At 74.9% G+C, this 8,510-nt stretch carries 9 protein-coding genes and 1 pseudogene; 6 read left to right on the forward strand and 4 right to left on the reverse strand.

The window, feature by feature from the left end; translation table 11 throughout:
- Positions 1 to 26 precede the first annotated feature (26 nt).
- Entirely contained in the window at positions 27 to 758 is a 732-nt protein-coding gene (locus ACOV8S_RS30050; protein WP_448321642.1) for a methyltransferase domain-containing protein, read from the forward strand.
- A gap of 68 nt (positions 759 to 826) precedes the next feature.
- On the opposite strand, the gene ACOV8S_RS30055 is transcribed toward ACOV8S_RS30050, so the two are convergent.
- The 3 genes from ACOV8S_RS30055 to ACOV8S_RS30065 form a co-directional block, all read right to left on the reverse strand.
- Complete coding sequence (locus ACOV8S_RS30055; protein WP_448321643.1) at positions 827 to 2,209, reverse strand: PP2C family protein-serine/threonine phosphatase; 1,383 nt, start codon at positions 2,207 to 2,209, stop codon at positions 827 to 829.
- A complete protein-coding gene (locus ACOV8S_RS30060; RefSeq protein ID WP_448321644.1) occupies positions 2,206 to 3,009 on the reverse strand; it encodes an alpha/beta fold hydrolase in 804 nt (267 codons plus the stop codon). Before ACOV8S_RS30060 ends, ACOV8S_RS30055 begins: the two co-directional genes overlap by 4 nt.
- Before the next feature lie 83 nt (positions 3,010 to 3,092).
- A complete protein-coding gene (locus ACOV8S_RS30065; RefSeq protein WP_448321645.1) occupies positions 3,093 to 3,716 on the reverse strand; it encodes a LysE/ArgO family amino acid transporter in 624 nt (207 codons plus the stop codon).
- 70 nt (positions 3,717 to 3,786) lie between these two features.
- On the opposite strand from ACOV8S_RS30065, the gene ACOV8S_RS30070 reads away from it, so the two are divergent.
- Positions 3,787 to 4,740 carry a LysR family transcriptional regulator ArgP gene (locus ACOV8S_RS30070; RefSeq protein ID WP_448321699.1) on the forward strand — a complete coding sequence of 318 codons (954 nt, stop codon included), beginning with the start codon at positions 3,787 to 3,789 and terminating at the stop codon, positions 4,738 to 4,740.
- Positions 4,741 to 4,880: 140 nt separating this feature from the next.
- On the opposite strand, the gene ACOV8S_RS30075 is transcribed toward ACOV8S_RS30070, so the two are convergent.
- Entirely contained in the window at positions 4,881 to 5,555 is a 675-nt protein-coding gene (locus ACOV8S_RS30075) for a VanZ family protein (protein WP_448321646.1), read from the reverse strand.
- Between the two features lie 123 nt (positions 5,556 to 5,678).
- Here ACOV8S_RS30075 and ACOV8S_RS30080 point away from each other — a divergent pair, with 123 nt between their 5' ends.
- From ACOV8S_RS30080 to ACOV8S_RS30095, 4 genes and pseudogenes are all read left to right on the forward strand, one after another.
- Positions 5,679 to 6,842, forward strand: coding sequence for a sensor histidine kinase (locus ACOV8S_RS30080; RefSeq protein ID WP_448321647.1), 1,164 nt, complete (start codon positions 5,679 to 5,681; stop codon positions 6,840 to 6,842).
- Entirely contained in the window at positions 6,839 to 7,492 is a 654-nt protein-coding gene (locus ACOV8S_RS30085; protein ID WP_448321648.1) for a response regulator, read from the forward strand. The genes ACOV8S_RS30080 and ACOV8S_RS30085 overlap by 4 nt, the downstream gene beginning before the upstream one ends.
- 51 nt (positions 7,493 to 7,543) lie before the next feature.
- On the forward strand, positions 7,544 to 7,903 hold the full coding sequence (locus ACOV8S_RS30090; protein WP_448321649.1) for a hypothetical protein: 360 nt from the start codon (positions 7,544 to 7,546) through the stop codon (positions 7,901 to 7,903).
- Between the two features lie 196 nt (positions 7,904 to 8,099).
- Positions 8,100 to 8,510, forward strand: a pseudogene (locus ACOV8S_RS30095) (hypothetical protein); the annotation flags it as partial.

The following is an 8,510-nucleotide window of genomic DNA, read 5'->3' on the forward strand; positions in this document are numbered from 1 at the left end:
CCCTCCCGCCCTCTTGGAGCCGATCGATGACCCTGCTGCACGACGCCGAACTGACCGCCGCCTTCGACCGCGGCGCCGACTCCTACGACCGTCTGGTCGCCCTCAACCCGGGTTACCACGCCCACCTGCGCCGCTCGGCCCGCCGCCTGGCCCTGCCGGACGGCGGCGCGGGCCGCCGGGTGCTGGACCTGGGGTGCGGCACGGGGGCGTCGACCGCGGCGCTGGCGGCCGCGTTCCCGCGGGCGGAGATCGTGGGCGCGGACGCGTCGTCGGCCATGCTGGCCAGGGCGCGGGGCCGCCGCGGGCTGGAGCGGGTGCGGTTCGTCCACGCCACGGCGGAGGAGCTCACCGCGGACGACGCGCACGGCCCGTTCGACGCGGTCTTCGCCGCCTACCTGTTCCGCAACGTCGTCGACCCCGACGCGGTGCTGCGCGGCGCCCACGACCTGCTGGTCCCCGACGGCCGCCTGGTGGCGCACGAGTACACGCTGGGCGGCCGCCGCGCCGATCGTCTGGTGTGGTCCGCCGTCTGCCGGGGCGTCGTGATGCCGCTGGGGGGTCTGACCGGCGACGGGGCGCTCTACCGTCATCTGTGGCACAGCGTCCTCGCGTTCGACACGGCACCGGAGTTCGCCGCCCGGATGCGACGGGCGGGCTTCGACGGCGTACGCGCCCTGCCGCTGCCCGGCTGGCAGACGGGGGTGGCCCACACCTTCACCGGCCGCCGCCACCCGATCACGGCGGACGGCGCACGGTAGCCCCCGGACCGGCCCGTGCGGGACGCCGCCGCCCGGACGCGCGCGGCCGGCCGGGCGGGTCCGCCCGCTCACGAGGTGGCGGCCGGGGCTCCCAGGGCGAGGAGGGCGGTGTCGTCGTCGAGGGCCTCACCGAAGCGGTCCAGCAGGGCCTCGATCTCGGCGACCAGCCGGGGCGCACCGCTGGGGCCGAGGCCGCGGACGAACTCGCACAGGCCGTCCGCGTCGAAGAGCTCCCCGGGCCGCGCCCCGGTCCGGGCCTCGATGAGGCCGTCCGTGTAGAGCAGCAGGGTGTCGCCGGGCGCGAGGGTGACGGTCGTCGTCACGAAGTCGGCCTCGGCCGCGATGCCGACCAGCATGCCGCCGGGCGTGTGCAGGTACTCCACCTCGCCGGTCGCCCGCAGCAGCAGCGCAGGGGGGTGGCCGCCGGAGGCCAGCCGGACGCGCGCCTCGCGGTGGGCGGTGTCGGGCTCGACGAGGCCCACGACGACGGTGCAGTAGCGCAGGCTGCCGTCGCCGCTCGCGTTCCTCTCGCGCAGCGCCACGTTCAGCGACGTCAGGGCGTCCAGCAGATCGCCGTCGTGGAGGAGCGCCGCCCGCAGGGTGTACCGGGTCAGCGAGGTGACCGCGGCCGCCTCGGGTCCGCTGCCGCTGACGTCGCCGAGGAAGAAGGCCCACCGGCCGTCGCCGAGTTCGAGCACGTCGTAGAAGTCGCCGCCGATCCGCTCCGGCGACTCGGCCCGGTAGTGGCAGGCCAGCTCGAGGCCGGGGACCTCCGGCAGCTCGGGCGGCAGCAGCGCCTCCTGGAGCACGCGGAACGCCTCGTCGAGCCGTGCCCGGTCGGTGTCCGCCTGCCGGCGGGCGGCCTCGGCCTCCCGCTGCGCCTGCTCGGCCTCCCACTGCGCGTGCTCCGCGACCTGCCGGGCGTGCTCGGCGGCCTCCTGGGCCACCTGCGCCCGGCCGCGTGCCTCCTCCGCCGCCTTGCGCTGGCGGAGCAGTTCCTCCTCGTACGCTCGCCGGTCGGACGCCTCGAAGACGGTGGTGCGCACCAGCATCGGCATGCCGTCGGCGTCGTACTTGATGACGGAGGACACCAGGACGGGCACCCGTGAGCCGTCGGCGGCCTTGAGCTCCAGCGCGATGCCGCCGATCTTGCCGTGCAGGCGCAGCAGCGGGGCGAAGTGCGTCTCGTGGTAGATCCGCCCGCCGATGGTGAGGAACTCGGTGAACCGCCTGCCGAGTGCCGCCTCCCGCTCGACGCCCACCCACCGCAGCAGCGTGGCGTTGACCCGGACGATGGTGCCGTCCATGAGGGTGGAGAGGTATCCGCAGGGCGCGGAGTCGTAGAGGTCCTCGGCGTCGTCCGCGGGCGGTCCACCGGCGTCCGGCTCTCCGGCGTCCGGCCGTCCGGCGTCCGGCCCTCCGGCGGCGGCCCCCTCGCTCTTGGGGCTCACCGCTCGTGGTCCAGGAAGTCGAGGATGGCGTCGGCGGTGGCGTCGGGGACGCTGAGCTGCGGGCAGTGGCCGCTGGCGTCCAGGGTGATCTGCCGGGCGCCGGGGATACTGGCGTGCACGAAGGCGCCGACCTGCGGTGGGGCGATCGCGTCGTTGGCGCAGTCCACCACCAGGGTGGGCAGGCGCACCCCGGGGAGGTCGTGGCGGTTGTCCGAGAGGAAGGTGACCTGCGCGAAGACGCGCGCCATGGTCGGGTCGGTGGCGCAGAAGCTCGCGGTGAGCTCGTTGCCCAGCTCCGGCCTGTCCGGGTTTCCCATGATCACGGGCCCCATGGCGGACGACCAGCCGAGGTAGTTGGCGTCCAGGGACTGCAGCAGTTCGTCGATGTCCTCCGCGCTGAAACCGCCCCGGTAGTCGTCCTTGTCGATGTAGCAGGGCGAGGGGGTGATCATCACCAGCGAGGTGATCCGCCGCGGGGCCGCCCGGGCGGCCAGGACGCCGATCATCGAGCTGACGGAGTGGCCCACGAAGGCCACGTCCCGCAGGTCGAGCTCCTCGCAGATCTCCACCACGTCACGGGCGTACCCCTCGAGCGAGGAGTACCGCTCCTCGTTCCACGCCGACAGGTCGGAGCCGCCCGCGCCGACGTAGTCGAAGAGCACCAGCCGGTACCGGGGGGCGAGACGGGGAATCACCAGCCGCCACATGTTCTGGTCGCAGCCGAAGCCGTGGGCCAGCATGACGACCCTGCCGTCGGGGGCGCCGACGACATTTACCCTGTTTCTCTGCATGACGCCCATATCACCCATCCTGCGCCAGGGTGTCGGCTTCACCAAGCGCGCGCTCCGGAGCCGCCGCGCCCACCGCCCGGCCGGCCCGCCCGTTACAGCGCGCGGGCGAGCAGCGCGCCGCCGATCACCAGCATGGTGACGGCGACCAGGGCATCGAGGAGCCGCCAGGCCCGGGGGCGGGAGAGCACTCCGCCGAGCAGCCGCCCGCCATAACCGATCCCGGCGAACCACACCAGGCTGGCCAGCATCGCGCCGGCGCCGAAGACCCAGCGCAGGGACCCCTGGTCGGAGGCGACGGAGCCCAGCAGCAGCACCGTGTCGAGGTAGACGTGCGGGTTGAGCCAGGTCAGGGCCAGGCAGGTGAGGACGGCGGTGCGCACCGAGCCGGTCGATTCCCCCCGGGTGTCCAGCGCCTCCCCCGCCGGCCGCAGCGCACGGCGGGCGGCCAGCGCTCCGTAGCAGAGCAGGAAGACCCCGCCGGCGAGGCTGACGGCGGTCAGCGCGGCGGGCCACGCGGTGACCACGGCGCCCAGCCCGGCCACGCCGAGCGCGATGAGCACCGCGTCGGAGAGGAAGCAGATGCCGACGACGGCGAGGACGGCCTGCCTGCGCGCCCCCTGCCGGAGGACGAAGGCGTTCTGGGCGCCGATGGCGACGATGAGGGAGAGACCTGTACCGAACCCGGCGAGCGCCGCCGGAAGAAAACCGCTGTTCACGTGACCCGACGCTAGGCGGTGCGGCGTCATCAGTACAGCTGAAGTTTCTTAACTATCATTAGCCGGCGTGATGACCGATCTCCCGCACGACCAGGTGCGCACCCTGCTCGCCGTCGTCGACGAGGGCACCTTCGACGCCGCCGCGGCCGCCCTGCACGTCACCCCGTCCGCGGTGAGCCAGCGGATCAAGACGCTCGAGCAGCGCACCGGGCGGGTGCTGCTGACCCGCACCAAGCCGGTGCGGGCGACCGAGTCGGGTCAGGTGGTGGTGCGCTTCGCCCGCCAGCTGGCCGCCCTGGAGCAGGACGCGGGCGTGGAACTGGGGCTGGAGGGGAGCGGGACGCCGGCCCGCGTCCCGATCGCGGTGAACGCGGACTCGCTGGCCACCTGGTTCCTGCCTGCGCTGACCCGGGTGCCGCAGGATCCGCCGATCTGTTTCGAGCTGCGCCGCGAGGACGAGGGGCACACCCCGGCCCTGCTGCGGGACGGGCGGGTGATGGCGGCGGTGACGTCCTCGGCGGAGCCGGTGGCGGGCTGCACGGTCCGCCCGCTGGGCCTGGCCAGGTACCTGCCGGTGGCGAGCCCGGACTTCGCCGGGCGCCACCTGTCGGGCGGCCCCCTGGCGGACCTGCTGCCCGAGGCCCCGGTGATCGTGTTCGACCGCCGGGACGAGCTGCAGGACCGGTTCGTGCGCTCCCTCACCGGCGGCGCCTCGGGCGCGGGGCGGCTGCGGCACCACGTGCCGACCTCGGAGGGGTTCCACGACGCGGTCTCCGCCGGCCTCGGCTGGGGCCTGGTGCCGGAGCCGCAGGCGCGTCCCCTGCTGCGCGCGGGCCGCCTCGTGGATCTGGCCCCGGACCGCCGGACGGACGTCCCGCTGCACTGGCAGCAGTGGAAGCTGGACGTGCCGGCCCTCGCCCGGGTGACGGAGGCCGTCCTGGCGGCCGCCGCCGAGGCGTTGCACCACCCCGGCGGCACAGCCGCGTCGTCCGGCCGGGCGGGTCGGCAGCCGCCGCGGTCGTAGTACGTCACGTCCCGGTGGTTGCCCTCGAGGGCGTGGATGCTGGGGCTTCCCGGTGGACCGGCTGGTCACCACGCTCCCCTTCGAGGAGATCGAGACGGCGGTGGCCGCGATGCGCGACGGCAGCGCGGTCAGGCCGGTGCTCACCTTCGACTGACCGGCTCCCCGGGCGCCGTGCGGCCGTTCTCCGGCTCCGCGCGGTCCGTGCCCTCCGAGCGGTCCCCGCGGTCCGTGCGGTCCCCGCGGTCCGCGTGCGGCGTTCCGGGCAGCGCGAAGGACCGCACCAGGCGGGACGAGACGGTGGACCGCAGCGCCAGACGCAGCAGCAGGAAGCCCAGGACGCCTCCGAGCGTGTTGGCGAGCAGGTCGTCGGCGTCCGCCGAGCGCCCGTTGGCGAACAGCGCGTACATCAGCAGCTGGGTGAGCTCGATCACGGCGCTGAGCACGAGGCAGCGCAGCGCCACGCCCTTCGCCGACAGCTCCGTGCGCGTCATCAGCGGGAGGAGGACGCCCAGCGGCACGAAGAGCAACGCGTTCAGCGCGAAACCGGGGTCCGCGGACAGGAGACCGAGGCCGGGGACGGGCTGGATCTGGCTGTACCAGGGCGCCAGGTTCTGGGCGCGGTCCATCACCACGGGGAACCAGGTGAGGTCGGCGAGGGCCGCCGCCCAGAGGGCCGCGAGCAGCCGGACCGGCACGGTCCTCGCCGACCAGCCGGGATTTCCGCGTGCGGCCCGCAGGGCGAGCAGCAGCAGGAAGGCGAGCAGGAGGGGCGCCACGACCTCCCAGGACTCGATACGGATGGTGAAGCCGCCCATGACATGCTCCTAGTTGTGTTCAGTTCGATTACTCCGCCGGCGAGCACCACTCTTCCGGGCGACCCGGCCGGGCGGATCCGGCCAAAGGCAGATCCTCGGCGCCTCGCTACGACTTTCGGCCGAGTGCTCGTCCCTCTCCTGGTGGCGGCCCTGAGCGGGCTGCTCCTGCTGGACCACCGGGCCGGTCTGGTCGGCACGCAGGGCGTGGCGGGCGTCAAGCTGCTCGTCGCCGCCGCGGCCGTGGCGCTCGTCGCCGTGTCGCCCTGGCTCGGGGCGAAGGCCCTGCCGTGGGCGGCCGGCCTCGTGGGGGCGGCCTCACTGGGCCTCTCGCTGTTCCTGCGGCTGGGCGCGGGGGACGGCACCGGGCCGCTGACGTCCGACGAAGCCTTCGGCCTCACCGAGCCCGCGGCTCTGCTGGCGTCGCTGCTCCTGGTCACCCTGCGCGGCCGGCGTCACGCGGTCCTGGTGTGCGTCCTGGTCCTGCAGCCGGCGATCGTGCTGCGGCCCCTGGCGACCGGGGTGAGCGACACCGGCCTGTTCATGGCCCTGTTCCTCGCGCTGGCGACCACCGCGGCGCTCGGGGCCGGGGTGGCCCGGCGGCTGGTCCTGGCGGACCGGCGGCACCGGGCGGCGGCGGTCCGCCTGGAGCAGCGCGCCGAGTTCGCGCGGGACCTGCACGACTTCGTCGCCCACCACGTCACCGGCATCGTGGTCCAGGCCCAGGGCGCGCTGGCGATCGCCGGGCGCAGGCCCGAGCTGGTGCCGCCGGCGCTGGAGCGGATCGAGCGGGCGGGGTCGGAGGCGCTGGTCTCCATGCGGAAGATGGTCGGCATGCTGCGCGGCGAGGACGAGCTGCCACTTGCCCCGTCAGCGGGCGTCGCCGAACTGCGGTCGCTGGTCGAGCGGTTCTCCGCGGAGGGAGGCGCACGGGCGGGTCTGGTCCTGGAGGGGCCCTTCGACGACCTCCCCGTGGAGGTGGGCACCACCGTCCACCGCGTGGTCATGGAGGCGCTGACCAACGTCCGCAGGCACGCCCGCGACTGCACCGTGGTCGAAGTCCGGGCGGTCCGCTCCGGCGAGCGCGTCACCGTGCGGGTCGTCGACGACGGACGGACGCCCCAGCCGTCGGGCGGCGGCTACGGCCTGCGCGGACTCGCCGAGCGGGCCGCGCTGGTCGGCGGCCGTTTCCGGGCGGGACCGGTGCCGGGCGGCGGCTGGAGCGTCGAGGTCGTCCTGCCCGCGGCCCCCGCCGCCTCCGCCACGCCCTCCCCCGAGGTGGCCGCGTGACGATCCGGGTGCTGATCGCGGACGACCAGGTCATGGTCCGTACCGGGTTCGCGATGATCCTCGCCGCCGAGGACGACATCGAGGTCGTCGCCGAGGCGGGGGACGGCGTGCAGGCGGTGGAGCTGGCCGGGCTGCACCGGCCCGACGTCGTGCTGATGGACATCCGCATGCCCCGGCTCGACGGGCTCGAGGCGATGCGCCGCCTGACCCGTCCGGGGGTCGCCGACCCGCCGAAGGTCGTGGTGGTCACCACCTTCGACGACGACGAGTACGTCCACCGCGCCCTGTCGCAGGGGGCCTGCGGGTTCCTGCTGAAGGACTCCGGTCCCGCCCTGCTGGTCGAGGCGATCCGGGCGGCCGCCTCGGGCGAGGCGCTGGTCGGCCCCTCCATCACCATGCGGCTGCTGCGCCGCCTGAGCCCTTCGGCGGGTGCGCGCCGGGAACCCGCCGTGGCGCTGTCCGCCCGCGAGCTGGACCTGGTCCGCCTGGTCGCCCGGGGCCTCACCAACGCGGAGATCGCGGCCGAACTGTCCATCTCGGTCGGCACGGTGAAGACCCACCTCGGCAACGTCCAGGCCAAGCTGCCCGCCCGCAACCGGGTGGAGATCGCCGCCTGGGCCTGGGAGACGGGACTCGTCACCGCACGGTGACGGGAGGACCGGCCGCCACGCGGCACCGCCCCGGTGTGCGATTCTCGGCCGATGGACCGACGGATCGAGGAAGTCGTGGACGAACCGGTGACGACGGAGGAGCCGGGGGCGCGGCCTTCGTTCCCGGTGGCCATGGCCGACTGGGTCGACTCGGACCAGGCGGCCTACCTGCTGGGGGTGAGTCTCGGGGCGTTCACCCCGGGTGTCCCGTTCAGCCGGAGCAAGTGGCTCCTTTGGTCGGACGGCCCCGTCTCCCGCGGCCTCCACGCCGCCCTGCTCGCCCTCGTCGAGGCGGGACTGCTCGAGTCCCGCGACGACGACGGACAGTTCCGCCGGGCCGCCACGGGGTTCCTCAACTCCGAGGCCCGACGCCTCGGTACGCTGTCGTCCGGTCCGGAACCCGAGGCCTGAACCTGTCTTCGGCCGGGGCGGCCCTCGTTCGGGCGCACGGTGACGGCGCGGGAGACAACCGGGGAGGGCGGCCGCAGACATGGTGACCTTCCGTTTCTCCGTCGGCTCGCGGTTCACGTTCCACGCCTCGGACTCGCGGTTCGTCGCCGCCGCCCGCGGTGGCGCACGGGACGAAAGGACACGGTGATCCGCAGCGATGACCGAGCGACCGCCCGCGCATCCGGGCGACCCGGCGGCGGTACTGGGCGCGGACGGCGCCCTGGCCCCGGCGTGGCTGCGGGACAGGCAGGTGGTCCCCGTGCCGATGGGCGGCGCGGTGGACGCACCGTCGGCGCGCCGCCTCGCCGCGGGCTGCCGTGCGGTGGGGGCGTCGTACCTCGTGCGGATCGACCCGGCCACGGGGGCGGCCGTCCCTCTGGAGGTCGACGGCGCCGCGGGGCTGACTCCGCCCTGCCTGCTCCTCACCCCCGGGCACGAGGGCGCGCTGCTCTTCCCCCGGGCGGGGTACGCGCTCGTGGCCGGCACCGTGCCCTTCATGGCGGGGGCCGTCGCGGGGGGGGCGGGCGCGGGCCGGGCTCGCCTCGCCCGCCCCGCCCGCGCCCTCCCG

This window comes from Streptomyces sp. CO7 (genome assembly GCF_053474865.1).

Coding starts and splice junctions, on each gene's coding strand:
- ACOV8S_RS30075 (WP_448321646.1), bottom strand. CDS start 5,555: ATGGGCGGCTTCACCATCCGTATCGAGTCCTGGGAGGTCGTGGCGCCC.
- ACOV8S_RS30070 (WP_448321699.1), top strand. CDS start 3,787: ATGACCGATCTCCCGCACGACCAGGTGCGCACCCTGCTCGCCGTCGTC.
- ACOV8S_RS30060 (WP_448321644.1), bottom strand. CDS start 3,009: ATGGGCGTCATGCAGAGAAACAGGGTAAATGTCGTCGGCGCCCCCGAC.
- ACOV8S_RS30090 (WP_448321649.1), top strand. CDS start 7,544: ATGGACCGACGGATCGAGGAAGTCGTGGACGAACCGGTGACGACGGAG.
- ACOV8S_RS30050 (WP_448321642.1), top strand. CDS start 27: ATGACCCTGCTGCACGACGCCGAACTGACCGCCGCCTTCGACCGCGGC.